A 26,742-nucleotide genomic window follows, 5' to 3' on the forward strand; every position below is an offset into this window, starting at 1 on the left:
GCTTGCCGTACGCGCCGCCGGGTGCGCCCGCTCGTCGGAATCGGCTGGCGGAGTTGAACGGCGTTTTGCTCAGATGCCGGCGTCGCCCGCCACCCCCCGCGCCTGCCCATGAACCACGACGCCGAGCTTGACCAGCTCCACGCCCAGTCCGACGACATCGCCGCCGCCCAACTCCCCTTGCTGGTGGCGTTCGGCTTCGCCATGACGGCCCTCGCGGGCTTCGCTCTCAGCTCGCCCGGCATCGGCATCGTCGGCTGGTTCGGCGGCTTCCTGATCGGGCTGTACGCCATCAGCCGAGGGGCCGCCGCCATCGAGCTGCCAGCACTGGCGAAGTACCCGGCGATGCTCGCCACCTTCGTGCCCGGCTTCTGCGCGCTCGCCACCGGTGGCGTGTGGTGGCTGTCGCGCAATGCCGCGTCGGCGAACGCCGCGGCGATCGAACGCACGGAACGCAGCGCGCGCCTGGCGGCGCAACGTCCCGCGCCCGCCACGACGGCGGCTCGCGTGCCGCAGCCGACGCCCGCCGCGGCGCCCTCGCCGATCCCGGAGAAAGCGCTGCCCGTGGTGCGCGCCGTGCTCGAGCAGCCCGCCGACCCGGGCGCGCCGATCAAGATCGGCGTCCCCGAACGCCCGGAAGGCATGAGCGATGCGGACTGGGCCTTGTTCGCCAACGCCACCGGCCCGGTCGCGCGCGGCGCCGGTCACTTCCTCGTGATGTACCGGATGGACAACGGCGACAACTGGCTGTTCGTCAACGAGGACGTCCGCGAACAGTCCGGCCTCACCCGCGACGGCCTGCATCGCAAAGCGCTGCAGAACCTGATGGCCATCGCGAAGCGGCCCGGCCAGCTGCGCCAGGTCGACCACCCGCCGTACATGGGCTTCCTGCTCGATGGCGAGCACGAGTCGTCGCTGGTGCTCGTCGACGAGGTCTGGAACGCCGTGCTGCGCAACGACTGCCCGAACGGCGCGGTGGTGGCGATCCCCGCGCGCGACCTCTGCATGTTCTGCGACGCCGATTCCCCGGAAGGCATCGTCGCGCTGCGCGAGATGTGCGCGAAGTTCGCCGGCCAGCGCGGCTTCGTTTCCGACCAGCTGCTGCTCTACACCGCGCAGGGCTGGTCGGCGTTCCGCTGATTGCGTCGGCGCCGGGCGCCGACGCCCGGCCTCACGGCGCGCTGCCTGCCGCGCCGTTCCCGTCGTTCGCACCGCCGAGGTAGTCGAGCGCCAGCTGCGCCATCACGCGCACACCGAGGTCGAGCCCGCGGTCGTCGATCTGGAACTCCGGCGTGTGGTGGCCCGGCGCCTGCGCTTCCGGCAGGGCGGGGTCGCGGCCGCCGAGGAAGACGAACAGGCCCGGCGCTTCCTGCGCGAAGAACGAGAAGTCCTCGGCGCCGGTGACGGCCGGGCGCAGTAGCACCTTCTCGGCCCCGGCAGCGCGCTGCAGGCTGGGCAGCATGCGCGCGGTGAGCTCGGGGTCGTTGTAAGTGACGGGATAGGCCACGCCATCGGGCACCGTCACCTCGACCGTGGCGCCCATGGCACCCGCGATCTGCGTCGCGACCGCGCGGACGCGCTCGCGCAGCAGCGTGCGGGTCTCGTCGTTCAAGGCGCGCAGCGTGCCTTCGAGTTCCACCTGCTCCGGGATGATGTTCGAGCGCACGCCGCCGCTGATGCGGCCCACCGACACCACGGCGGCGCCTTCGGTGAGCTCGACGTTGCGGCTGACGATGGTCTGCAAGCCCATCACCACCTGCGTGGCGGTGACGATCGGATCGACGCTGCTCCACGGATAGGCACCGTGCGCCTGCTTGCCCTTGATGATGATGCGGAACGACTCGGCGCTGGCCATCGTGCCGCCGGGACGATAGGCCACGTGGCCGACCGGCAGCACGGAATTGACGTGCAGGCCGAACACCGCCTCGACCTTCGGGTTCTGCATCACGCCTTCCCTCACCATCAACTCGGCACCGCCTTCCTCGCCAGCGGGCGGGCCTTCCTCGGCCGGCTGGAAGAAGAACTTGATCGTGCCGGGGATCGAATCGCGTCGCGACGCGAGCACTTCCGCCACACCCATCAGGATGGCCACGTGCGCGTCGTGGCCGCAGGCGTGCATCACGCCCACCTCTTGGCCGTTGTAGGTGCTACGCACCTTCGAGGCGTAGGGCAGGTCGACGCGTTCGGTCACGGGCAGCGCATCCATGTCGGCGCGCAGCGCGATCACCGGGCCGGGCCGGCCACCCACGAGGGTGCCGACGACGCCGGTGTGCGCGACACCAGTTTTCACGTCGAACCCGAGGCCCTTGAGATGCTCGGCGACGAGTGCCGAGGTGCGGAACTCGCGATTGCCCAGCTCGGGATGCTGGTGGATGTCGCGACGCCACGCGACCACCTTCGGTTCGATGGCGGCGACGGCGGCGGCAAGGGCCTCATCGGCCTGCACCGGGCGGGCGGTGGCGATCGCGGCAGCGACAAGGGCCAGGGACAGGGCGGCACGACAAACGGGAACAGGCATCGCGGGCACTCCGGATTCAACGAAGGAGGCGCCGGGGGAGCGTGGACGCTAGCACGCCGTCCACGGGTGGGGAGCGTAGACTGCAAACCTTGACCGCCGCACCAGCCGGAACACGCCCATGGACAGCCGCGAACCCGCCCAAGCCCCGGTCTGCACGCCGGCTGCACTGGCCGCCACGCTCTCGACCCTTCGCGAGGCTTGGCGGACGCAGCGCCCGGATTTCGCCCAGCGCCGCGCCGACCTCGACCGCCTCGCCGCCGCCATCAAGGCGAAGCGCGAAGCCATCGTCGAAGCGATCAACGCCGACTTCGGCCGCCGCGCGGCCGTCGAAACGCTGGCCGCCGACGTGATGGTGACGCTCGAGGAGATCAAGCACGTCCGCAAGCACCTTCGCTCGTGGATGAAGCCGAAACGCGCGCCGATCAACCTGCTGTTCCTGCCGGCCCGCGGCGAGATCCGCTTCCTGCCGCTCGGGGTGGTCGGCATCGTCGCGCCGTGGAACTACCCGTTCCAGCTGGCAATCATCCCGCTGGTCGACGCGATCGCCGCCGGCAACCACGTGATGATCAAGCCCAGCGAGTTCACGCCGCGCACCAGCGCGCTGATCCGCGAGCTCTGCGCCGAGGTGTTCCCAGCCGATCGCGTCGCGGTCATCGAGGGCGATGCCGCGGTGGGTGCCGCCTTCACCAGCCTGCCTTTCGACCACCTGCTGTTCACCGGCAGCACCGCCGTGGGCCGCAAGGTGATGGCCGCCGCCGCGCCGAACCTCGTGCCCGTCACCTTGGAACTCGGCGGCAAGTCGCCAGCGCTGATCGCCCCCGGCTACGACATCGCCCACGCGGCCGAGCGCATCGCCACCGGCAAGCTGTTCAACGCTGGCCAGACCTGCGTCGCGCCCGACTACGTGCTGGTGCCGGAAGCGCAGCGCGAGGCCTTCATCGACCTGTTCTTCGCCGCGGTGGCCAAGCGCCTTCCGACCCTCGGCGACAACCCCGACCTCACCTGCGTGATCAACCCGAGGCAGTCGCAGCGCCTTCGCGAATGGCTGGACGATGCGAAGCAGCGTGGCGTGGCGATCCGCCAGCACACGCCGGATGACGGCAAGGCCGCGCCGGGCGAAATCATCCCGCCGACCGTGCTGATCGACCCGCCGGACGAGGCCCGCGTGATGCAGGAGGAGATCTTCGGCCCCTTGCTGCCGGTGAAGGGCTACCGCACGCACGACGAAGCCATCGCCTACATCCTCGGCCGCGACCGGCCGCTGGCCTTCTACCCCTTCGACCGCGACCGCGAGCGCCTCGACCGCACGCTCAACACCGTCGTGGCCGGCAGCGTCTGCGTGAACGACACGCTCATCCAGTTCGGGCAGCACGAGCTGCCGATTGGCGGCGTCGGCGCCTCGGGCATGGGCCACTACCACGGGCACCAGGGCTTCCTGACCTTCAGCAAGGCGATGCCAGTGATGCGGCAGGCGCGCCTGAACGGCATGTTCCTGTTCGACCAGCCCTATTCCGGCCTGATGAAGCGCGTGCTGGATTTCCTGACGCGCTGAGCGCCGAGCGCCGAGCGCCGAGCGCCAGAACGGTCCCGCGTCGTCGTCGAACGCCGCCATGCTTTGGATAGCGCTGTCCCTGGCGTTCGTCTGGCTCGCGCTGCGGGAACTGTGCTCGCCCTGGGATCGGCATCACCCGCAACCGATCCATCCGCCCTACCTGCTGATGGTCTGCGCCCTGGCCGTGGGCTTCGCCTGGCCCCCGGTGTCGACGTGGCGCTTCGAGCGCTTCCTCGAGGCGAAGGCCCGGGTTCTGGCCGACGGTCGGCCGGTCTCGGTCCACTGCAATACCCTCTTCGACACGATGCTCGACCCAAACGCGCTGGCGGCAGGCCACGCCAATCTCGCCACCGGACGGATCGTGCTGCAGAAGCCCTGGTGCTCGACGCTGCGCGACTACCTCGACGACCCGGCAAGCGCCGACGAACGCGGCATCCAGAGCCTCAACCTCTTCACCCATGAGGTGATGCACGTGCGCGGCCTGCTCGACGAGCGCGTCACCGAGTGCCACGCCGTGCAGTACAACCGGCGCATGGCCGAATTGCTGGGCGTTCCCGCGCCCTTGGCGCTCGAGCACGCGCGGCGCTATTTCCGCGAAAGCTATGCCCTGCGGGCCGAGGTCGGGGGGCTTGCGGGGTCCTACCACTCCCCGGAGTGCGCCCCGGGACGCGCGCTGGACCTTCGGCTGCCGGACTCGATCTGGCGGTAGGCACCGGGGGACTTCCGGCGGCCCGACGAATCCCCGCTGTCAACGTCCACGCCCATGGTGCGTTCGTGGGCGGGATATCTGCATCGACGAGGTCGGCCATGGCGTTCACGGGGCGGTTCCTGGTGCCGATGCTGGCGGGCTTGGCGCTGGCGGCGGCCGGTCCGGCCGTCGGTGCGCGGGTCGAGGCCGCGACGTGGACCGTCGGTGGCGTCGAACGCACCTTCCGGGTCGCGACCCCCGATGGCTGGGATGGGCAGACGCCCTTGCCGCTGGTGCTTGCCCTGCATCCCTTCGGCAGCAACGGGGACGCCTTCCTGCGCAGCTCCGGATGGCTGGAGGTCTCCGACCGCCATCGCGTGATGGTGGTCTCGCCGGACGGAAGTCGTCGCGCCGGTGCCAGCGGGTTCAACTGGAACAGTTACACCTTCGACGGCAGCGGCCCGGACGACCTCGGGTTCCTCGCCGCGCTGCCTGCCGAAGTGGCCCGGCGCTGGTCCGTCGCCTCGACTCGCGTGTACGTCACCGGGTTCTCGAACGGCGCGATGATGGCCAGCACCCTGGCCTGCGCCCGCCCCCGCCTGTTCGCCGCCTACGCGCCGGTCTCCGGGGGGTGGTTGAGCGCCTACGGCGGGTCGGAAGCACCCTGCACGCCCGATGCCCCGGTCGACATCTGGCTGTGGCGGGGTGAACGCGAATCGCAGGTCACGGGAACCTCCAACCCGCAGCCGCGGAATGTCCAGGATGCCGCGCAACGCGACTTCTGGGTCGCGCACAACGGCGGCGGGATGCCGGTCTCGGTGACGGAGACGATCACCATCGACGGTCGGTCCGTGACCCATCGGACCCAGCGCTGGAGCAGCGCCGCCGAGACGTGGTTCACCGAAGTCGCTGGCGCCAGCCATCAGTACTTTCCCGGTGCCGCAGAGCGCATCTGGAGCGAATTCTTCGTCGGCCGGCAGCTCGATGCGTCGACGCCTCACACGACCGCCGACCCCGGACTGGAGTACGCTTGGTCGCTGTTCGGCAACGGCGTCGCGCGAGGCGTCGCCCTGGCGGCCAATGGCGATGTGTGGGTGGTCGGGAGCTATGCCGGCTCGCTCGCCCTCGGCGGGCGTCAGATCAACAGCCGGGGTGCATCCGACGCCTTCGTGGCCCGCATAGACGCCAACGGACAGGTCTTGGCCCTGACGGGCCTCGGGGGGGCCGCAAGCGACGTCGCGACCGACATCGTGGTCTCGGACGACGGCCGCATCTTCGTCACCGGAGGTTTCACGGGGGGGTTGGGCGAAGGCACTCCCATCCTCCCGGCCTTCGGCCGGATGGACACCTTCGTCGCCGAACTCGACGCCTCGGGCGCGATCGTCTCGGCGACGTCGATGGGCGGAACCGGGGACGACTACGGCAATGAAGTGGATGCGCGCGCCGGCCGCGTGGCCATCGCGGTGAACGCGACCTCGGGCATCAGCGTTCCACCCCTCGGTGCGCTGCCGTATTCCGGCGGCGATGAAGGTTATGTCGTGGTCCTGGACGATCGCCTCCGCCCGCTGTCGTCGCACCAGGTGGGAGGCGCCGGGGCGGCGTCGGTGCGCGCCGTGGCCATCGGCGAGGGCATGGTCGCCTTCGCCGGCGAATGCGTGGGCGACCTGCAGATGCTCGGGGCGTCGCTCCGCTGCGACGATGCAACCGACGGCTACGTCGCCGGGCTCGCCATGGCGTCGGGCGAGGCCTGGGTCCGCTTCGCCGATGGCACCGGCCTGCAGTCGGTCCGCGGCGTTGGCATCGATGGCTCGGGGAACGTCACGGCACTGGGCCGCTTCGATGCCGCCGCACGACTCGACGCGGCGGTCCACCTGACCTCCTTCGGAAGCAAGGACCTGATGGTGTGGCGACTGGACTCGCGGGGCCGCACGCTGGGTGCGCTGCCGGTGGGAAGCGCCGGGAACGACGAAGGCGGCGAGCTCGTGGTGTTCCCCAATGGCGTGTTCTCCATCGCGGGGCACTTCCGGGGCGCGCCGGTACTGAAGCGCCTGGATTCGCCGCCACACCACCAGGGTGGCGCCGACGAGGTCGTCCTGTCCTTTTCCGGTCGCGGCGACCTGATCGGCATCTCGCGCGGCGGCGGCGCGGGCGACGAGATCCACTACGCCATGGCGGAGTCGACCCGGGGCAACGTGACCGTGGGGACGTACTACGGCGACACCCGTTTCGGCAGCCGCGCGAGCAACGGGGAAGGGTTCTACGTCTCGTTCCGGAAGTTCGTCCCGATGATCGCGCCACGGGCTGCGGGAGGCGGCCCGGTGCCAACGGACGCGTCCCCGGCACCGCCGGTGACGACCGGAGCGACGCCACGGGCGACCCGCCGCGATGCCGCCCGCACGGCCCGTCGAGATCCCACGCGGTGATCGATGCCAGCATCGTCGCTATCCTTGGGCGATGCGAGCCACCGACAACCCCCTGCTCTCGCCGGCCCTGCTGCCGGACTTCCCCGCCCTCCAGCCCGCGCACGTGGTGCCCGCCGTCGAGGCGGTGCTCGCCGATTACCGCGCGGCCGTCGAGCGTCTCGTCGCCGATCCGGCCGCCCGCGATTTCGACGCACTCATCGCACCGCTCGAACGGCTGGACGAACAGCTCTCGCGCACCTGGTCCCCGGTCTCGCACCTGCACGGCGTGAAGGACTCCCCGGAGCTGCGCGAGGTGTATTCCGAAGCCGACGAGCGCATCACCGAGTTCACCACCGAGCTGGGCCAGCACCGGGGCCTGTACGAAGCGATGAAGGCCGTGCGCGAAGGCGCCGGCTTCGAAGCACTCGACCGCGCGCAGCGCACCCTCGTCGAAGACAGCCTGCGCGGCTTCCGCAACTCCGGCGTCGCGCTGGAGGAACCGGCGCGCACGCGCTTCCGCGAGATCCAGACCGAGCTCTCGAAGCTGGACACCGCGTTCGAAGAGGCCGTGCTCGACGCCTCCGAGGCGTGGACGCTGCCGCTGGCCGAGGCGCAGCTCGCCGGCCTGCCGCCCTCCGCGCGTGATCTGTTGGGGGGCCAAGCGAAGGCGAAGGGCAAGGACGGCTTCCTCGCCACGCTGAAGGGGCCGGTGGTGCAGGCGATCCTGGCCCACGCCGACGACCGCGCGCTGCGCGAGGCGGTGTACACCGCCTACAACACGCGCGCCTCCGACCAGGGGCCGCAGGCCGGCACGTTCGACAATTCGGAACGCATCGCCAGGATCCTCGCGCTGCGGCACGAGTCCGCGCAGCTGCTCGGTTTCCCGAGCGCCGCGCACGAATCCCTCGAGGACAAGATGGCCGGCACGCCTGAGCGCGTGCTCGCCTTCCTGCGCGAGCTCGCCGCCAAGGCGCGGCCGGTCGCACAGCGCGAGCTGGAGGAGCTGCGGGCCTTCGCCGCGAGCGAGCTCGGCCTCCACGACCTGCAGCCCTGGGATGTCGGCTGGGCCAGCGAGAAGCTGCGCGTCGCGCGCTATGCCTTCGAGGAGGAGCAGCTGAAGCCCTACTTCGCACAGCCGAGCGTGCTCAAGGGCGTGCTCGACATCGCCACCGACGTGTTCGGCGTGCGTTTCCGCGAGCGTCATGACGTGGCGACCTGGCACGACGACGTGCAGTACTTCGACGTGCTCGATGCCGACGGCACGGTGCGCGCCGGCGTGTACTTCGACCACTACGCCCGCGAGGGCAAGCGCGGCGGCGCGTGGATGGACGTGTGCCGCACGCGGCTGGGGCTGACGGGGCAGATCCCCGTCGCCTATCTCACCTGCAATGCCGCGCCGCCGGTGGAAGGCCGCCCCAGCCTGCTCACGCACGACGACGTCATCACCCTGTTCCACGAGTTCGGCCACGGCCTGCACCACCTGCTCACCGAGATCGGCTGGCCGGCGGTGTCGGGCATCAACGGCGTGGAGTGGGATGCCGTCGAGCTGCCCAGCCAGTTCATGGAGAACTTCGGCTGGAAGCGCGAGGCCCTCGACCGCTTCGCGCGCCATTGGCAGACCGGCGAGGCGCTGCCGGACGACCTGTTCGCGAAGATGACGGCCGCGCGCCACTACCACGCGGGTCTGTTCCTCGTGCGCCAGCTGGAATTCGCGCTGTACGACTTCCGCCTGCACCTCGAGTACGACCCGGAACGGGGCCCGCGCACGCTCGAACTCCTCGAGGATGTCCGCGCGGAAGTAAGCGTGATCACGCCGCCTGCCTGGCACCGCTTCCCGCACGGGTTCACCCACGTCTTCGCGGGCGGCTATGCCGCCGGCTACTACAGCTACCTGTGGGCCGAGGTGCTGAGCGCCGACGCCTTCGGCGCCTTCGAGGAAGCCGCGGCCGCCGCGGGTTCGGTGTTCGACGCGGCCACTGGTGCGCGCTACCGCCGCGAGATCCTCGCCGTCGGCGGCTCGCGCCCGGCACTCGAAAGCTTCATCGCCTTCCGCGGTCGCGAGCCCGACCCGAACGCGCTGCTGCGAAGCTACGGCCTCGCCGCATGACTGGCTTAATCCTTGCTTGGACCCCCCGCGCATGAAGTCCGCTCTCCGTCGAATCACCACGCCCCTGCTGGGTGCTTTGCTCATCGCCTGCACGCCTGCGGCGCCGCCCTTCCCCGAGGACGCTGCGGGCCAGCCGTTCTCCGATGATTTCGACGGCGACGGCCCGCTGCAGGGCTACACCACGGCCCGGGCGGAGGTGCTGCCCAGCGTGGCCCGCGCCGACGGTCGCTACCGCGCCGAGTTGCTCGACAACGCCAACAACAAGACCCTGCATTTCAACAAGGACCAGGGCCGTCTCGATGCCCGCCCGCTGCGCTTTCCCTTCGAGGTGATCGTGCGCAACGTGGGCATTGGCAGCCTCGAGGACAGCCAATCGCCGCCGCGCCCGGCGGACGCTTACGTCTTCGCCGGCCTGCAGGTGCATGCACCGGATCTGGAGGCGCCCGAGTCCGCGCATCTGGTGGTGGGGCACCGCGGCCGCACCCTGTTCACCGTGGAAGGCAAGAACACCCGCCGAGGACGCTCGGGGGTCACCGACGAGGGCGCGGGCGTGGCACCCGAAGGGCGCGCCGATCTGCGCATCGTCGGCCTCGAAGACCGCAGCCTGCGGGCGTACTGGCAATTGCCGAACCCCCAGCCCGGGGTGACGCCCGATGCATGGCGCGCCTACGGTGGCGACGGCCTGCTGCCGGGACGGGCCCCGCGCTTTCCGGAATGGGTGTACGTGGGCCTGATCACTTACGCCCAAGGCGATGCCGGCTTGCCCTTCGTCGGCACCGCCGACGGCATCGAGCACGTGGACGGATTGCCGAAGCCCGATTGAGCGGGGATCGGGCTGGGGGCGTGAGCAGGGCCTCGCCTCAGCCCTGATGCTGCTCCCTGCCCAGGCCCTTGCGGCGCGCCCGTACCGGCGATAGGTTACGTATTACGTAATCCCTTCCGGAGGTTGCATGGGCCTGATCCAGGACGAGGGCGCATTGGCGCTGTCGAGCCGCCTCAAGCTGTTGTCCGAGCGCTGGTACGACCAGGTCGACGCGGCCTACCGTGAGCACGGCTCTGGCTTGCAGTCGCGCTGGTTTCCGCTGCTGCGCGCCCTGCAGGTGCAGGGGCCGTCGACCATCGGCGCCTTGGCCCGCGGCCTCGGCCTCACCCACCCGGCAGTGAGCCAGCTCGCCAATCGCCTGGTGCGCGACGGATGGCTGCTCACCGCCCCCGGGGCCGACCGTCGCGAGCGTCGGCTCGCACTGAGCCCCAAGGCCGAAGCCGAACTCCTGAAGGCGCGGCCGATCTGGGCGGCGATGCGGGCGAGCGTGGAGGCACGACTCGCCGCCACCGGCGTCGACGTGCTCGCCGTACTCGCCCAGCTCGAGCGCGGCCTCGACGAGGACCCCTTTCCCGCCGACGTCGCCCGCCGCTGCCGCGAAGCCAGCGCGGGCTCGGCCGCCGTGCGACTGGTGTCGTGGTCACCCGACCTGCAGCCGCACTTCTACCGGCTCAACGCCGAATGGCTGTCGAAGTACTACCGCATCGAGCCCTTCGACCATGAGGTGCTGTCCAATCCGCAAAAGCACATCATCGACCCCGGCGGCACGATCCTCTTCGCAATATTGGGCGATGAGGTGGTCGGCACCTGCGCGCTGATGCTCGATGCGCCCGGCGTCTACGAACTGACCAAGATGGCGGTGACGGAGGCGCACCAGGGCCTCGGCCTCGGGCGACGGCTGATCGAAGCCGCGATCGACGAGTTCCGCCGGCGAGACGCGCAGACGCTGTTCCTGGAAACCAACAGCAAGTTGCAGACGGCCATCGCGCTGTACCGGAAGGTCGGTTTCGAACAGCAGCCCGGCATCAAGCCGGGAAGCCATTACTCGCGGGCCGACATCTACATGATCTGGCGCGATCCGGCGGGCGAAGCGACCCGCTGAGCGCCGCGCGGGTCAGGCCCGACGCCGGCTCAGCGCATCGCCGCGGCGATCACACTGGTGAAGCGCTACGGACTCGCGGTTTGCTGCGGTGAGCGCCCGGACGCCATCGACACGGGAGGCAATTGGCGCAGCCGACGCAGCAAGCGCTCGTGCGCGGCGCGCTCCGTTGCGTTCCGGAACCGGCGTGTGCCGTCCTCCGCCAACACCCAGGCGTCCGCCGTCATCAGCAGATACCGGACCACGCCCTCCGCGGCCGATGCCTGATCCTGCGCCGGCGTCAGAACGCGGGCATTCCGGGCTTCAAGCGCATCCACGACGGCAAGGAATGGCTCCAAAAGGTCGGCATCTTGCGATTCGCTCAGTCCGTGGTCGGCCAGGGTCGAGCGCATCAACGCACCCCAATCCTCGGCGCGATCCCGAGAGGAATATGACCCGAGGCTGTGCTGCACCAGCGAAGCACCCAGCGTTTCGAGCTGCGACACCGAAAGACGATCTTCCGCCAGATGGCGAACGGACGACCGAAGCGTACTGACCGCCGCCTGCAGTTCCATCTCGCGCGCCATCAGAAGGCTCAACGACGCCTCAATTCCTCGGTGCTGAGCCAGAGGAGACTCACCAACCAGCTCGCCGAAACGCCGACGCATCTCGTCCATACCGTGGTTCATCGCGTCTCGCTTCTGGCGTCGCTCCATGGCGTCATCAAGAAGGGGCGCTAGAAAGATCGGAAGCTGCGTCGCCAATTCGCGGCGGCTGTGCTCGTTTGGCGGCGGGCGCACGCCGCCAAGATCGAAGGCCTGGAGCACCTTGAACTGAGCGGCCCTGACTCGCCACTCCGCCACTTGATGCTTCGCTGAAACGTCGGCCGCCGTGGCGGCATCGACGTTCGGCCTGCCCGCAACGTCCACCAAGTGGCAACTGGCCTTGGCGAAGTCCGACAGTGCGGCTGCATGGTCGACGAGCAGCGGGCTGAGCGCGCGCCAACCTGCTCCACCGTAGTCTGGCGGAAGTGGCGAAACGCGGCTTGCGTAGCCTCGCGCAACCGATGTCAACGTCTCGCAGGATCCAGCCAACTGTTCAATCCTCGCCACGGGACTGTGCTCTAGCGAGAATCCGTTCGCGTAGTAGCGGAACTCAGCGAGCGCATCGATAGGGGAAGCGACAAGGTCGAGAAGCATCTCGAGGGATCGGCGGTGCGCCTTGAGCCGCTCGACGGCATTCACCGTCGTGCGCAAGCCAGACTCGACCTCCAGCGCCTCGAAACTCCTCGCAATGGCCGTATCGAGAGTGTTCCGGGGATGGAAGCCCGAACGCACGGCGTCCTCGAAGTCACGCATGGCACGATCTGCCGCAAGGTCCACGCGCAACTGCTCGATGACGACCTGGTGGTTCCTGTAAAGGGCGAACGCGGAAAGCACCGACAGCACCAGCGCCGTCGCCACGACAATGGCATCGAGCGGCCTTCCGCCTGCCTTCGAGCGCCTCCAGCAGAACCACGCCGACAGCAGGGAGCCCAACCCGATGACGAAGGTCGCGGCAAGCAACAGGGGGTATGCCGATCTGAGGTGAATACCAAAGGCGACGACCAGCGCCATGGCCAGCACGGCGAGAACACTGGCCCCGATCGGCCAACGGGATTCCCCGGCGCCTTGGTCACGCCGGGATCGGAAACGGAGGGTTTCCAACGAGTGGGGGGTTTCGCTCGCGCGTTCGGGGGCAGGCATCACGATGTCCTTATCGGTCTGTGGCAATCACCGTCGTAGTGTCCTACAGAGGGCAATGGCCACGCACGCAGGGCATGGCCACGCCAGCGGCTCCGGCGCGGGCGCCTGGGGGATCAGCGCAACGCCGCCGCGAACGCCGCCACGCCACGCGAAATCGCCGCATCGTCGATGTCGAGGTGCGTGGCGAGTCGCACGCGCGGGCCGCCGACGCTGGCGACGAGGCCGTAATCATGGAGCGTCGCGCGCAGGCGCGGCAGCGCGGCCTCCGGCACGGTGACGAACACCAGGTTGGTTTGCGGCGCCTCGACCGCGAGGCCGGGAATCGCCGCGAGCCCTGCGGCGAGAACGCGCGCACGCCGATGGTCGTCCGCCAAGCGCTCGACGTGGTGGTCGAGTGCGTGCAGTGCCGCCGCGGCGAGCATGCCGGCCTGGCGCCAACCGCCACCCAGCAGCTTCCTCAGGCGCTTGCCGCGGGCAATGAGCTCGGCACTGCCCAGCAGCACCGAACCGACCGGCGCGCCGAGGCCTTTCGAGAGGCAAACCGACACGCTGTGAAAGGGCGCGACGAGCGTGCGCACCGGCAGGCCTTGGGCGACGGCGGCATTGAACAGCCGCGCGCCATCGAGATGCAGGGCGAGGCCGCGCTCGTCGCAGAGCGCGCGCGCATCGGGCGCGTAGGCGAGCGGCAGCGGCTTGCCGTGCCAGGTGTTCTCGAGGCAGAGCACGCGGCTGCGCGCGAAGTGCGGATCGTCGGGCTTGATCGCGGCGCCGACCGCCTCGAGCGGCAGCGTGCCGTCGGGCGCCTGCGGGATCGGCTGCGGCTGGATCGAACCCAGCACCGCCGCGCCGCCGCCTTCGTACTTGTACGTGTGCGCGTCGGCGCCGACGAGGTACTCGTCACCGCGCTGGCAGTGGGCCATCAGCGCGATCAGGTTGCTCTGCGTGCCGCTGGCGACGAACAGCCCCGCCTCGAAGCCGAGATCGCGCGCCAACCGGTCCTGCAGCGCGTTCACCGTGGGGTCGGCCCCCCACCGGCAGGTGATGTGTCCATGGACATCCCTAGAAAGCCCTTAGTAGCGCCCTTTCCCGGAGCAGCCTGCATGTCCATAGTGAAGGGGCACTTTGGTTGGCTTTGGACGGTCTCGATGTCCATACCTCGAACAGCATTCCAACCGTTCGTCCTGATGCATCCCAACAGGTGGATGCCGAGACACCCTCCGGACAATCTGGAGGTGATCATTTGCATATCTGCGAAAGGCCGCCGGCTTGCCCACGCTCGCCAGAGAATCTGGCCATTCTCGCCACTCAAGTTGACCAGTTCTGGCGGCCGACTGACCGACTCCGGCCTATTCCGTTGAAAAACTCGGTCGGCAAAGAAAGGCTGCTAATTCAGGCGCTGCGGCACACGCGACGATGCGGTTCTGGGTCTCTGGATGACTGCCAGGAGGCCAGAAACTGGTCGTCGTGAGAACAGGGAGACTAAGCGTCGCGAGGCGCCGAGTTTTTCAACGGAATAGGCCAATAGCAGTCATTCGGCTGAGGTACTCGAACGCTGAGAAGCCGTGCTACTCGAAAACGGGGGGGGCGTCGCAGCAGGTTACCAAGAGTGCCGCTGGCCATAGGAATGCTTCTTCTAGGACTGTCCCGGACCCTCGCGTGCCAGACCAGGAGGCTTCCTTAGCCACGCGCCGCCGGACATAAACGGAGAGCCAACGACGTCCCCCCAGTATTGAGTAGTGCTGCTATATGGAGTCGTTCTTCTCAGACGAACGACCGCAATGGGTCGGCTTGAGCCACCCAGTCGTCAGGCGAAGTGCGGCCAGGCGCGGACATATCGGAGCGCGCTAGCCCCGTCGACAAAGGTCGAGCAGCTGAGTGTGTGACGCAGAAGCAGGGCCGCATCGCCAGGCCATGGCGACGCGCCTGCGCGATACTCTGGCTTTATGACCAAGCCGCCCACTTCGCGCAAAAACCACTACGTGCCCGAGTGGTATCAGGCTGGCTTCTCCGTGGCCGGTACGCCGAACTGGCTGCTGGATCTCTCCCCCGCGCCGCTTCGCCCCGACGGCACGCCGATCGTGCGGGTGCCCCGCGCGCGGGCGCCGGCGAGCGCTTTCTGGGAGAGGGATCTGTACGTCACGCGGTTTGGCGAGCAGCTCAACGACCAAGTCGAAACGATTCTGTTCCAGGGCATCGACGATAGCGGGGCCAACGCCGTGCGCGCCTACGTGCAAGGTGACGCGGTTCAGATGCACCATCGGTGCCAGCAGCTGTTCGATTACCTGGGTGCGCAGAAGCTGCGCACGCCAAAGGGCCTGGACTGGATTCGCAGCCGCTACCCGATGCTGGACCAAGTCGAGCTGCTGGTGGAAATGCAGCAGCTGCGGCAGATGTTCGGCACAGTCTGGGTGGAAGGCGTGCGCGAGATCGTAAGTGCCGAGGATGCGCAGGTGAAATTCATCGTCAGCGACCACCCGGTGATGACCTTCAACGCCGCCCTGGCCGCGATCCCCGGTGCGCTCAAGTACCCCAATGACGCGAGCATCCTGCTCAACGGCACTCAGACCGTTTTTGCGTTGGATGCCAATCACTGCCTGATCTTGACGCACGTACCATACGCGAAGGAACCGCAAGGGGTATGCCCCTTGCGAAAACGCATCAATGCTCGCCACTTCGGTCACACGATCATACGCACCGATGCGCTGATCCGCGAGCGACGGCTGGGTAGCGACGAAGTCGTCGCGATCAACCACCTCCTCAAGCAAGGGGCGCATAACTACCTGGCCGCGGGCGAGCTCGAATGGTTGTATCCGGAGCGTATGGCGCCCTTCGATCTCACACGCACTACGCAGGTCTTACATCCACCGCAAAACAAGCTGTTCCAATTCGGCGGCGAGATGTATTTCGGCTTCGAGGACGGTCGCACCGGATACCGCGATCCATTTGGCCGTGGCTCCAAGGACCACGAATTCGTAGCCAAGGAGCCGCCGGCCCAGCTGCCGGCGCCAGAGGATGCTTGCCCTTGCGGAAACGGCGACAGCTTCGGCCATTGCTGCGCGAACGTGGACCCGGCGCAGCGCCCGCCTTGGGACGTGATGAGCCTGCGCGAGCGCACCTTGGCGCTGCAGCGCGCCACCAACGGCATCCTGGAGTTGGACGAACACACTGAGTGGATTGATGTGCGCCGCAATCTGTCCGATGACCAGGTCGTGCGCCTGCATCGCTTCTACCAGTTGCTGTGGCCAGAAGACACCGACCTGACCGAACTGCTGCCTCGGCCGGGCGACGGCAAGTCACGGGCCATCTACATGGGCTTGTCAGACCCGCGCACCATGGGTGAAAGCATCATCAGCTTGGTACCGCTGTTCGACCAAGTGCTGGTACTCAATCCGTTTCTCAACCCCCGCTACATCGCCCCGGACGCCAATCCGCTGCAGCACCCGGCGGCCCACAAGCAGCAGTTGCTCAAGAGCATCGCCTTTTTGTTCGAACTAGGAGCCTTGATCGAGGCCAACAAGGTCGTGCTGGTCCCGGATCCGGGCGATTTTAATGCCGCATTTCGCCAGTCCATGCACTCAATGGCCGAGCGACGAACCGCCGGGTGGGAGATGAGTGAAGAGCATCTGGCCGAATTCCGGTGGCTAGGCGAAGACGACTTTCGCCGCTCGCTTCGGCAGTTGCCGCCAAAGGCCCTGGCCGAGCACTTGAAAGATGCTGGGCCCGAGCTTTCGGACGAGATGCTGGCCGAGATGGTTGACTACCTGCGTCAGGAAGCGGAAGACGATCCTCTGGCCCTTTTGCAACCGCTGCAGTCAGGAAAAGACAACGGGCATTTCGACATCCTCCGCGGAGTAAACCTGGAGCTGGCCCTGTATCTGGCGCAGGTCACGGGCGCGATACCGGTAACCGACAATGGCGCGCTATGGGAGCACCTGCACCTGCACACGCGCGCATCCCGCGACCTAGACGGGGAAGGAGAAAGGACCTGTTTCATGACAGTGCCCTACCGCGGCTACCTGCACCCGGATGACGCCCTGGCCGCTTCAGGTCTGCCGTCAGCGCTCTTCCTTCGCAAGATCCTGCTGGCGACGCAGCTGCCTACCGAGGAGCAAGTCCCGGTGCCGACAAGACTGCAGGCCACCGGCGCCGTGTTCCAAGCGGCACCGCTGGACCTCGGCGCCGAAACTACTCACCCTGACTTGGTTGCGCCCATGCAGTTGACCTTCTCGATGCCCTCGGCAAGCTTCGCCTCGGCGACCGCTCAGCGCCTCAATGTTGCCTTTGGGCGCGACCATGCGCCTCTTCGAATGCCGCTGGCGATCTTGCGACGAACAGTCTCGCCGACATGATCATGATAAGGAAGGCGACGCGGCCCACGATGGCCGAGTAACGCTAGCCTCGCTAATCCTTCGTTTTTGCTTCTTGGGCCAACGTAGCTGCGAGATGGGCGCGATATGCGTCAGCGAGCTTCTTTGGCATGAATATGTACTTCAGCAGCTCTTCCAACATCTGGGGATAGTGGGTCAGGTGCGGATTCTGCGCGTTGAGGTGACTCTTCACTGTGACCGTTGAACGCTTGCGCCCACTAAAGCACGGGTTCTGCCACAACAAGGCTGCTCGGCTCGGATGGGAGCGTTTGGCAATAACGCTCTCGAGAAGTCCATTGTGAAGGCGGAACTTGTATCGCGGCTCTTTATTGCTGACCTTCAGGCGCTCGTGTGCCTCCTCTAGCAGCAATTGCTCATCGTTTGGCAGGACTTTGCCGAATACATATAGCACCTGGCAGTACCGACGCAGCTCCCATACAGTGAGGTCAAGGTCGATCAACACGTGCCCATACACGTGGAATGGCACATCTAAATAGCGGAACTCACCACAAGTGGCGATGAGGTCAATAAACTTCTCGCTGCGCTTTGATAGGCAGATCTTGAACGGAAGCCCTCCTGTCAGTCGCATGGCTTCTTTGATGTCATGACCGACCTTAGTCGCTTTAATCCGGTTGTAGAGCAAGATGGCTTTCAGGTACTTCTCTAGCGCTTGTTGAGACGACCAAAGGAACTGGGGAAACAACTCGTAACGGCACGCTAGCCTTGCGGCGATGTAGTCTCGGTCAGCTTGGTCGCGGAATGACTGAGTGGCGAAACTGTTGAGATACCGATCGAGCTTGTCCTCCTCATTTTGGTAGGGCGCGATGGACATAGCAGATACCCAAGTTGAGCGGAGACTGCTCTAGGGCAATCTTCTGGTCATGAACATTGATGATTGCATAGCGCGGGGGATGTCCGCTTCGGGTCGATCTGAGTTGCCCAGTCACCAGGCAGAGCTTGGCCAGAAGCAGACGTTCGTACGCTTTCGCAAAACCGGTTCCAGTTTCATCGGAGGCTGGAAGTTACGCTGCATAGACTTAGCGACGCTCTCCATTCTGGACTTGCCGGCCGATCGGCTCTGGGTCCCGCATGTCTGTCGACCGAACTGAGGAATTTATGCGTTTTGCACAGGTCATTCTTGCGATTCTTCTTGCAGCCTCCGGCGGCAAAGCCAATGCTTATCTCGACCTTGAGTGCGGCCATACTTTGGACTTCGAAAATCGCGATCCATCGGCCGAGATCAATGACATTGCCCATTTGCGATCTACTGGAGTGAGGTCCATCAAGGAGTATTACCAGTGTGAAGTCGACGAGCGTACCTGTAAAACCGGATGGTCGGAAAATCCTACAACTTACGATTTCGACAGAGCTGGGCGGCTGGTTTCAAGCCGCAAATCCTATGATTTGACGTCACGCACCTATCGGTACGTTGGGGATAGTCGCTTTCCGTCCGAGTCACGGCAGGGCGAGCACCGAGAGATTTACGAGAGGACGCCGGACGGAACGCTCGTTGCCATAAGGTTCCCCCCGAGTGGGGAGCGACATCGCAAGCTTTGGAGCAAGCAGGGAGATACGCTGGTCGTGCAAAGCCCCGAAGGACAGAGAGAGTTCTACCAGCGCGCCTATTTGAACGGCCGGCATGCATGGGAGGTGTCTGAGGGGATGCCAACGCTCAATGGCTCGAGATCGCCGCGGACTCGGAGCGAGTGCGATTTCGCCACTCTGGATTCGGGCCACCTGCAAATTGACACTTATGAGATGCGCGGCGGCTCTCGCGTATTGTCGAGCAGGGAGGTGTTGGACGAAAGAAGTCGACCGGTCTTCAATTGGATGCTGAGCTTAAATCCGGAGCAGGCGAGCCGCAACCTAGGCATAGCAGTGAATCGGAGCTATCTCGATTTCGATGGCAAGGCCAACTGGACACGAATGACGGTATGCAGGCCGGAGTGCGTGGAAGTAAAGCGCGACATCCAGTATTGGTAGCTGCGGTCAGCTTTCTTCTCATCACGCCTTCGCTGTCTTCACCACAAGTTCGCAAATACTTGGATGCGACCGTGGTCCTACACACTCCGTCATCGCGGTCCTGAGTAGCCGAGGTGCGATGGTCTTCTCTGGGTCGGTAGTGCCCGGTGGTTAGCGAGGCTCACATTGGCCAGCAGCAGACTTTTGCCTTCCGCGCTGCTCAAAACCGGCGAGGCGTCGCGTTGGCACGGTGACGACAAGCCGTCGAGCCTGGTGGTTCCCGATAGCCATCCCATGAATCAGATGGGGAATGGCGTTTGTAAACGCCTGTGTCCCAAGGGATGAAGTGTGAACTGCTGAGAATTCCCAACTCCTTCTCGAAGTCATCATTGGAAAATAGCTTCCCCAACCTGTGGCCTAGGAGGTTGGATGTTTTCCTTTCTTGAGTCGACCTTGGTTGGAATGGAAATCTAATGAAGTCCTTGATTGCGGCCATAGCACTGACACTCTCAGCAATCCTCTCCAGCGGCGCTTCGGTTGCTAGCGAAGTTCGAGCCGAGATCTTCGGCATCGCACTCGGAGGCCCCAAAGCCGAAGTAATCGAATTGCTTCGTTCACGAGGAGCCAATCCCCGGCGCATTGGTCGAGGCGAAGTTCCGCCTGGCGAGATTTACGGCGTGGATTCTTCGAAGCTTGATCTCGTTGGTTTGCGCGAAACGATTGTCCTCTTCGATAATCGGGGCAGCCTAGTCGGCGCCCTCCTCATCGTGGACAAGACGTCGTTCGACGCCGTTCTTGCTGACCTTTCAGGCAAGTACGGTCGCCCGAGGGGAGAGCGGTCCTCGGCCGACGAGTATCGATTTACCTTCTCTGTTGGCACTGACTCGATCTCGATCGACGCTAATCCGACCTCTCCTTCTCCGACCATGTCGATCTTCTGGCGCACGGCGGAGTACCAAGAGGGCCTTGACGCAAACCGGATGAGCCGACGGGGGCAGTGACTCGCTCAGCGAGTATCGAATCCAGGCACATGCTCCACCGTGCGGTGGTACTGTTCCGATGAGCAGTGCCTTTAGATGGAGCCAAGTGACGACTCGACATCTCCGTTGAACGGCCGCCAAGACCATTCGGCCTGACGACAAGACGACTTAACTCGACCAGAAGCGACTACTCGCCCCTTGCGTCTAGCTTTAAGTCCTTGCCCTGATCAAGACGTGGGCGCGGATCCCGATGTCCCCACGGTTCTGAATAGCAGGTCTGTTTGAAGGCCGATCGCTCAGTCGAATGACCGGTGTGGGTCGGCTTGAGCCAACCAGCCGTCGGGCCGAGTTCGGCCAGAAGTGGACGTTCGACACGCGGCACATGCTGCAAAGAGATTCCGCAGCCGGCATGCCATCCTCTACTTTGAAGAGCCGGGCTTCACTTGACCGCAATGGCCTCAAGTTGCTCGTAGTAGCCGCTAATTGCGTCAACGAAGCCCTTCGCTGCCACGCTCTTCCTCTCCAGCGCTTCATGCGAAATTCTACGGCTATCAAGCTTTATCCAATCCCCGACCAAGTCATACATGTGGATCTCGTATATCGCCAGTATCCCCGCGAGGTTGTTTGCGATGTGATCCTGCGTCTCACGGATGAAAGGATTGAAAGAACGGAGGTCGCTGACGTTCCAGGAGTCTTGCATTTCCGCTAGCGAGTCAAAAACATTGTGATCAATCTTGAATGCCAATTCTGACCGCTCGCCAAAGATGTAAGCGAACACGCGCGAGTAGTTGCGCAAGTACTTTCGTACGAGCTCGACTTCATCGTCGGAATAATCGCACGAGGCATATTTTTGGTAGAGCTTGTCGCGATATGTCCTTAGTTCAATTTGCGTGTAGTTCTTGGTCTGACTAGTCCTCGAGTCGAACTTGTCATGATGCTCAAGGCATAGCCACGCGAGGTTTTCAAGGCGACTGTCTGAGTGATTCCCGTTCAGATGGGCTATCTGCCCAGGGCGCTCGGATTCATTGCCGTCAAGAAAAACGCAGAGTGGGCACCTTCTTCTACTCTTGATGGCTACGTCGGCTTGCACGGCAGCGTGTATGGGCTTTCTTGCCAAGGTTAATGTCCTTCTAAACGAGCCACTTCAGAGGCGTAGAAGCTAACGATTGATCTAAGTGGTTGCATCAATCTTGGGGCGATTGGTCGACCCACTTGAGCGAGCAGTTGGGCGGATTGTCTAACGCCCTACAAACGTATCACCCCACCAAATCGACGAACTGGAAGTCGCGCCAGGTCAAGATCGTACTTGGCTCGTACGTACTCGAGAACGGCATCGCAATCACTCCTAGGTAAGTCGCAGTCCGCTATCAAGCACTCCAGGGCGGCCTCTTCTGCCTCAACGTCAACTACTGCATTTGGCCCAATGCTCGCGACAAGCGAAGAGGCTTTCAGTCTGCCATTTCGCGATGAATGGGGGTTGATGAGGAGGGAGTAGTTGATATTGTCGCGGTCGACTTGCCGCGAGACGATGGCAGCATCTAACTCGGCCCGATATCGCCAAAAGTCGCTTTCACCGAAAAAGTGACATAGGTAAGACCTTCCGCCTGAGCCGCGATCAATTAGGTACTCAGAACCAAGCAGAGAATTCTGAACCTGCATTTGGTCAGATTCATCGTCGAAGCCCTCGCATTGAACCCACACGACTCGAAACGTCGTCTCCAGCTCCAGTCGCAGTTGGTGGGCGGCGTCGCGAACTACGGACTGGATTGCTGCGTCCCTAGTCAAGCCGAACGGAACGAGCTGGTGAATTGCACGCGGCCCGGATTCTGTGATGGCGTGAAGCACACGATCACTGTCCCGCTGCTTCAGCTCAATGGCATACGTTTCTGAGCCCCCGACGCTGCGCAAGTCGGGCGTTCTCGCGTTCGCCTGTGTAGGAACTCGTTCAACTTCTAAGCCAAATTGATGGAGAAGATGAATGGCACAACGTGTAAATTCTTCCTCTGGCATCGGCATCTTGAAACCTCGCAGGAACTTCGAATCTCTGCTTCAAAGAACTGAACCACCTTTCTGCCCGCTGAGAGGCGAGGCGAGCCTGCCGCCTGGCGTCGGCCTCGTCAATGGCGAGGAGAGCGACGTCGCCAAACGAGGATTCGATTGGGTTTTGCCGCATCACCCGGCCAAAAGCGAGGAAATCGCATCGTGTGTGCATATCCAGTGCCGACTTGCCGGTAGATGCCAGGGCAGCGAGCTCGCCTCGCACACAATCGGACAATGAGGCGACCGCAAGTCTTCTCATGACATATAGGCGTGCCCAGCAGGTTTGAGCCAGCGCTCTTCGTCCCGGCTTGAAACGAGCGGCTCCGTCAGGTCGGATTGCGGCACGGCATTGTTATGTCATCACCTGCCACCAGGGGTAGTACGCTATCCCCTAGCTCTGGATCAACTAATCACGTTTTCCTCCCACTACAAGCCGGGGATTTTAGATGCGAAAGCCGGGTTACTCCGTTTCCCAGAAAATTGGGACACTCGGAAAGCGCGTATTTGTTGGGGGTCACCCCGACTCCTGGCTCACAGAAAGTGAGCCTGCCCAGAACTCTGACTTCGGCTTCGACATGAGCATGTGGCTAGAGGCGCTCGGCGAGATTCGTGGTCGGTTTTCGGTCCAGATCAAGTCCGGCGCAAGCACGCAGTTTGCTGGCCCCGAGACCGAGCACTACATCCAAGTCGAACTGACCCCGGAGACATGCAACCTTTACCTTCAGGATGGGCAGCCGGTTCTCTTGGTCTTTGTGGCGCTTCAGGACGAAACAAGCACTTCCGGCGCGCAGATGTACTACCTCTGGATTGAAGAAGAGCTGCGGAAGCGGTTAGGAGGCCGCCTACAGTTCGACGAATCAGATCCAGACAACATGACCTTGCGCGTGCCCGTGGCTAACCGACTGACAAAAGACTTGGATGTTTCCGCCCATCTTGATGCCTACTGGACGCATACAAGAATCTCAAATCAGCTTAGAAGCCCGGAAGGAATCGGAGCGCTGAGAACGGTCTCTTCGCTGAGCCCTCGCGCACAGTCCGCCTTGACGGCTACTGACCACAAGAGTTTGGATCGTTGGCTCACACATGAAACCATGACGGGAGACAACCTCTGGCCGACTCCAAAATCAGGAACAGCCGTTGCAAAGATTAAGCAGCTGAATGATGCCCTGAATAACGGCAGCGCAACTGAAGCCGACCGGTTCATCGAAGAGCTTAACCGAGAACAGTTGGAAGACGTCGAAGTACTGGCGGAATTCAGATATCAAGAGGGTAGGCGTGCCTTCCTCGAGGGGAGGCCGGAGCACGCGCTAGATCGTTTTGCTGCCGCGGGAGCGCTTCAGCCAGAGAGCGCGAAGTTCTACGCCGCTGAGCTCGAGGCTGCGGTCGCTTCTAACTTGGGATCCACGCCGCGAATTCCGCCCGAACTTCTGTCAAGAGCAGGCCGCTTTGAGTCAGAAGAAGAAGTTCGATTTCAACTCGTCCGAGTTTTCGCCCTTGAGGAGAACTATGGTAAAGCGGAGGAGCTGCTCTCAAGCCTAACGGGGCCGAACAGAGCCAAGGCGGAGACTCTCTATTTCGCAATCAAAGACGACTGGTCGGCGGCACTGTCTTCTGCAGATCGCGGTCTTTCCATGTATGCGGACACGCGTACCACCAAGTTTCTGAAGATATTGCGGCTTCGGGCCCTGCTCAACATCGTCACCGACGGACAAGGCAGCATTCCTATTGGGGGCCGACCAGACCTCAAGGTCTCGGACGCCTTAGCTCTTCGCGATTCCACTCTAGAATCACTGCGTGAAGCCCAAGAGTCTGGGTGGCCAGCAAACTCCGAGATGATCCTGGACTGCGCATCTGCGGTTTGCGTGACGTTCGGACCAGATCGAGAGCTGTTGAATCTGTTGTCTGACTTTGCGCAGAAAAGGCCAAGTTTGCGATATGCGCAAGAGGCATTGGCGCGTATTGCGACCTTCATTGATGAACCGTCAACTGCAATCGCTGCGCTCAAAAGGATCGAAGACCCCGATCCTGCAGATCTGGCTAGGCTTGTTCTTCTGTACAGCGAGTTCGGTTCGCACACAGAGGCTGTTGATCTAGCACTTGCGCATTTAATCGACAAGCCGCACGAAACTCTCGTAGATGTGGCTGTCGCAACGGCAGCCGTATCTGCTTACCGTCTCGGCTCTACCGCAGAGGAAACAAAGCTTCGCGCGTTTGTTGCAAAGGGCGACATCGCCTCACAGTCGCTACTTCAGTTCATTACGAACTCGCTCAAGGATCCCGAAGCTCGCGAACAAAACTTAGACCGCCTCTGGGAGGATGCGATGCGAGGCGGCGGCAACGAGACATTACAGGACAATTTGCTCCAGTATCTAAGGCCAGATCGCGAAGTTGACATCGATCGGATCCTGCAGATCTGCACTAGCACCTTGTGCAGGAGAAATCTCACGGAAATGGAGTCTGCAAAGTTCTCCGCCGCTCTCCTGAGGCGCGAGCGGTTCCAAGACCTAATCGACTTCACCGCCCGCGCGCAAGAGTTCTACCCAAAAAACGAGAATGTAGGGCTTGCCAGAGCCATTGCCTTAGAGAAAATTGGCCAGCCGTCCGCGGCGGAACGGGTTCTTCGGCGATTTGATCAGTCGTTTCGCACGGATCTTGTCAGCGCACGCACGCAGCTTCTGCTTCGAATCGGAGATGTAGACGCGCTCATTTCCCTAACGAAGCGCGCCCTCGCGGCGGCAACTGATCGTGCAGATCGATTCCACTACCACCGCACACTTGCAACTCTGTATTCGAGAGGAGACCGCTCGCAATACCTAGAGTCAGTGTGGCGTCTCGGCGAGGCCGCAGACAAGGAGGTCGAAACAGAGGAAGGTACTTTCCTTCTGCACTTCTTGATGGCGACAGCCGACGCTAGTGTTGAGGTCTCACAGCATAGAGTTCAAGAGTTCCAGGAGAGGGTTAATCGCTTCACAGAGAAGTTCCCCAGCTCATCAATGATTCGCGTTGGTCACATCTCGGAAGATGCGAGCCCGGAAGATCTCTTGTCGCAGCTGCAGCGAATGGCGGGCATTTCCGAAGAGCGCGCGAGGACGCTACAGAAGGCGCGAGCGTTCGGTGCGCGGAGCGGATCACATATTCCGTTCGCGTTCCGACCCCGCACTTACGCCCCATACGCTTCCAATGTACCGGACTTGCTACGTATATCCATGAATTCCTGGCATACGGGTGAGTCGTCAAGAATCATCGTCGGAGACGCTGCATTTCCTCGAACTAAACCGTCGTTGCCGCCGATCTTGGATCTCGTTTCCCTGTTTCTTCTGGTAGATCTTGGCCTTTTCGAAAAGCTGTTAGCGGTTTGGACGGCCGTAGCTATTCCGAAGGAGTCGCTTGCACATCTATCGGAGCTTATGTTCGGCCCGCTCGATGCAGGAAGTTCAGATCTGATAGACAAAGTCACCGAAGCTATCCGCCGGAATCACTCTGCAATAGTGCAACCGGGACCACTCATTGGGGAGGAGCGCCAATACCCTCAGGGCGAATTGGCGACCATAAAGGCCGAGGTCGAATCTAGGCGCCACGAATATTTGGCCGTGGACCTTGCGATGGCCGCAATCCTTAGCGCCGACGAGAGCATCACCGGACGCTGCCGCACCCTCTGGGACTTCCTCGAGTTCGCTGAGGGAAAAGGCTCACTCAGCAGAACGGATGCCACGCTGGTGCGCCTTCGAGTCGCCTCATGGAATACACAAGGCACGCCGCTGGAGCCAGCAGATATTGTCGCGGCGGCACTTGGAGCCGTCGACTCCCCAAATGCGGGAGACGATGCGCCCGCCGCGCGCGCCGCTATCAAGTTCTTTGCCTCAGGCAGCCAGCATCAATCCCTTGAAGGCTCTGCGGCTGTTCTCGCCGGCTTAGCGGGCCGATCTGATCCAACACGCGGAGATGCCGCCGCGTGGTTCGTGCGCCTTTTCTTTAGGGAAGCAACACTCGCTCGATCTATTGGCTTCAATGGTAACGCCGACGATCTAACGGCGCAGCTTGCCGTCTTGTCCGTCGCCCAGATTTACGCGGATCTCAACGCTCATGCAATGATGGAGTTCGTCTGGCGCGTGCTTGAGAGTGCGCGTGTCACGTTCGGCGGGAGCCAGGACCGCGACAACTTCTTCAAGCTAGTCGGGAAGCGCGCCGCAAGACTTTTTGATGGCATCGTCAAGAAGCACGGTATAGGAGCCATGTCAGTTGAGGGGAAGATAACCGATCTCCTCTTCTCACTTACTGCGCCCGGGACCCAAGGCCGCACGGTGCTTGAAAATGCGTACTTTGGGGAGACGAAAACCCTTCAGATGTGAGCGCCGGCTCGAGCGTCCCTAACCCTCATCCGCCCGGTGCGCCGCAAGTGTCGCTTTCGTATATGTGCCAGTTGTCCGACAGACACCGAGTATCGCCCTCAGAAGGAAGTTCGTAGTGAATGACCGCCATGGGT

The 26,742-nt window shown here is 63.7% G+C and carries 16 protein-coding genes; 11 read left to right on the top strand and 5 right to left on the bottom strand.

What is annotated here, in order from left to right; translation table 11 throughout:
* Nucleotides 1-108 precede the first annotated feature (108 nt).
* Nucleotides 109-1,137, top strand: coding sequence for a hypothetical protein (locus O9280_RS12985; protein WP_298343471.1), 1,029 nt, complete (start codon nucleotides 109-111; stop codon nucleotides 1,135-1,137).
* A gap of 31 nt (nucleotides 1,138-1,168) precedes the next feature.
* Here the strand turns inward: O9280_RS12985 and O9280_RS12990 are convergent, their stop codons facing one another.
* Nucleotides 1,169-2,515 (bottom strand): amidohydrolase, encoded by a 1,347-nt coding sequence (locus tag O9280_RS12990; RefSeq protein WP_298343474.1) that lies wholly within the window; start codon nucleotides 2,513-2,515, stop codon nucleotides 1,169-1,171.
* A gap of 118 nt (nucleotides 2,516-2,633) precedes the next feature.
* On the opposite strand from O9280_RS12990, the gene O9280_RS12995 reads away from it, so the two are divergent.
* From O9280_RS12995 to O9280_RS13020, 6 genes are all read left to right on the top strand, one after another.
* Nucleotides 2,634-4,067, top strand: coding sequence for a coniferyl aldehyde dehydrogenase (locus tag O9280_RS12995; RefSeq protein WP_298343477.1), 1,434 nt, complete (start codon nucleotides 2,634-2,636; stop codon nucleotides 4,065-4,067).
* A 58-nt stretch (nucleotides 4,068-4,125) separates the two neighbouring features.
* On the top strand, nucleotides 4,126-4,776 hold the full coding sequence (locus O9280_RS13000; protein WP_298343480.1) for a hypothetical protein: 651 nt from the start codon (nucleotides 4,126-4,128) through the stop codon (nucleotides 4,774-4,776).
* 98 nt (nucleotides 4,777-4,874) lie between these two features.
* Nucleotides 4,875-7,178, top strand: coding sequence for a PHB depolymerase family esterase (locus O9280_RS13005; protein ID WP_298343483.1), 2,304 nt, complete (start codon nucleotides 4,875-4,877; stop codon nucleotides 7,176-7,178).
* Between the two features lie 31 nt (nucleotides 7,179-7,209).
* Nucleotides 7,210-9,264, top strand: coding sequence for a M3 family metallopeptidase (locus O9280_RS13010; protein WP_298343486.1), 2,055 nt, complete (start codon nucleotides 7,210-7,212; stop codon nucleotides 9,262-9,264).
* Nucleotides 9,265-9,295: 31 nt separating this feature from the next.
* The gene (locus O9280_RS13015; RefSeq protein WP_298343489.1) at nucleotides 9,296-10,087 is read left to right on the top strand and encodes a hypothetical protein; all 792 of its coding nucleotides are present in this window, start codon (nucleotides 9,296-9,298) and stop codon (nucleotides 10,085-10,087) included.
* 127 nt (nucleotides 10,088-10,214) lie between these two features.
* Nucleotides 10,215-11,189: a bifunctional helix-turn-helix transcriptional regulator/GNAT family N-acetyltransferase gene (locus O9280_RS13020; RefSeq protein ID WP_298343491.1), complete on the top strand. Its 975-nt coding sequence runs from the start codon at nucleotides 10,215-10,217 to the stop codon at nucleotides 11,187-11,189.
* A 65-nt stretch (nucleotides 11,190-11,254) separates the two neighbouring features.
* Here the strand turns inward: O9280_RS13020 and O9280_RS13025 are convergent, their stop codons facing one another.
* Together O9280_RS13025 and ltaE are read right to left on the bottom strand one after the other, a co-directional pair.
* Nucleotides 11,255-12,910 carry a hypothetical protein gene (locus O9280_RS13025; protein ID WP_298343494.1) on the bottom strand — a complete coding sequence of 552 codons (1,656 nt, stop codon included), beginning with the start codon at nucleotides 12,908-12,910 and terminating at the stop codon, nucleotides 11,255-11,257.
* Between the two features lie 113 nt (nucleotides 12,911-13,023).
* On the bottom strand, nucleotides 13,024-13,953 hold the full coding sequence (gene ltaE, locus O9280_RS13030) for a low-specificity L-threonine aldolase (protein ID WP_343228762.1): 930 nt from the start codon (nucleotides 13,951-13,953) through the stop codon (nucleotides 13,024-13,026).
* A gap of 900 nt (nucleotides 13,954-14,853) precedes the next feature.
* Between ltaE and O9280_RS13035 the strand changes: the two genes are divergently transcribed.
* Complete coding sequence (locus O9280_RS13035) at nucleotides 14,854-17,259, top strand: hypothetical protein (protein WP_298343496.1); 2,406 nt, start codon at nucleotides 14,854-14,856, stop codon at nucleotides 17,257-17,259.
* A 52-nt stretch (nucleotides 17,260-17,311) separates the two neighbouring features.
* Here the strand turns inward: O9280_RS13035 and O9280_RS13040 are convergent, their stop codons facing one another.
* A complete protein-coding gene (locus O9280_RS13040) occupies nucleotides 17,312-18,109 on the bottom strand; it encodes a HEPN domain-containing protein (RefSeq protein WP_298343498.1) in 798 nt (265 codons plus the stop codon).
* A gap of 284 nt (nucleotides 18,110-18,393) precedes the next feature.
* On the opposite strand from O9280_RS13040, the gene O9280_RS13045 reads away from it, so the two are divergent.
* Both O9280_RS13045 and O9280_RS13050 read left to right on the top strand, forming a co-directional pair.
* Nucleotides 18,394-19,260, top strand: coding sequence for a hypothetical protein (locus O9280_RS13045; RefSeq protein ID WP_298343501.1), 867 nt, complete (start codon nucleotides 18,394-18,396; stop codon nucleotides 19,258-19,260).
* Between the two features lie 452 nt (nucleotides 19,261-19,712).
* Complete coding sequence (locus O9280_RS13050) at nucleotides 19,713-20,240, top strand: hypothetical protein (RefSeq protein WP_298343503.1); 528 nt, start codon at nucleotides 19,713-19,715, stop codon at nucleotides 20,238-20,240.
* Nucleotides 20,241-20,658: 418 nt separating this feature from the next.
* Here the strand turns inward: O9280_RS13050 and O9280_RS13055 are convergent, their stop codons facing one another.
* Nucleotides 20,659-20,997, bottom strand: a complete 339-nt coding sequence (locus tag O9280_RS13055; RefSeq protein ID WP_298343506.1) for a hypothetical protein — start codon at nucleotides 20,995-20,997, stop codon at nucleotides 20,659-20,661.
* Nucleotides 20,998-22,705: 1,708 nt separating this feature from the next.
* Between O9280_RS13055 and O9280_RS13060 the strand changes: the two genes are divergently transcribed.
* Nucleotides 22,706-26,608 carry a DUF4365 domain-containing protein gene (locus tag O9280_RS13060; RefSeq protein WP_298343508.1) on the top strand — a complete coding sequence of 1,301 codons (3,903 nt, stop codon included), beginning with the start codon at nucleotides 22,706-22,708 and terminating at the stop codon, nucleotides 26,606-26,608.
* The last annotated feature ends 134 nt before the right edge of the window (nucleotides 26,609-26,742 follow it).

The organism is Silanimonas sp. (assembly GCF_027531545.1).
Classification (GTDB): Bacteria; Pseudomonadota; Gammaproteobacteria; order Xanthomonadales; family Xanthomonadaceae; genus Silanimonas.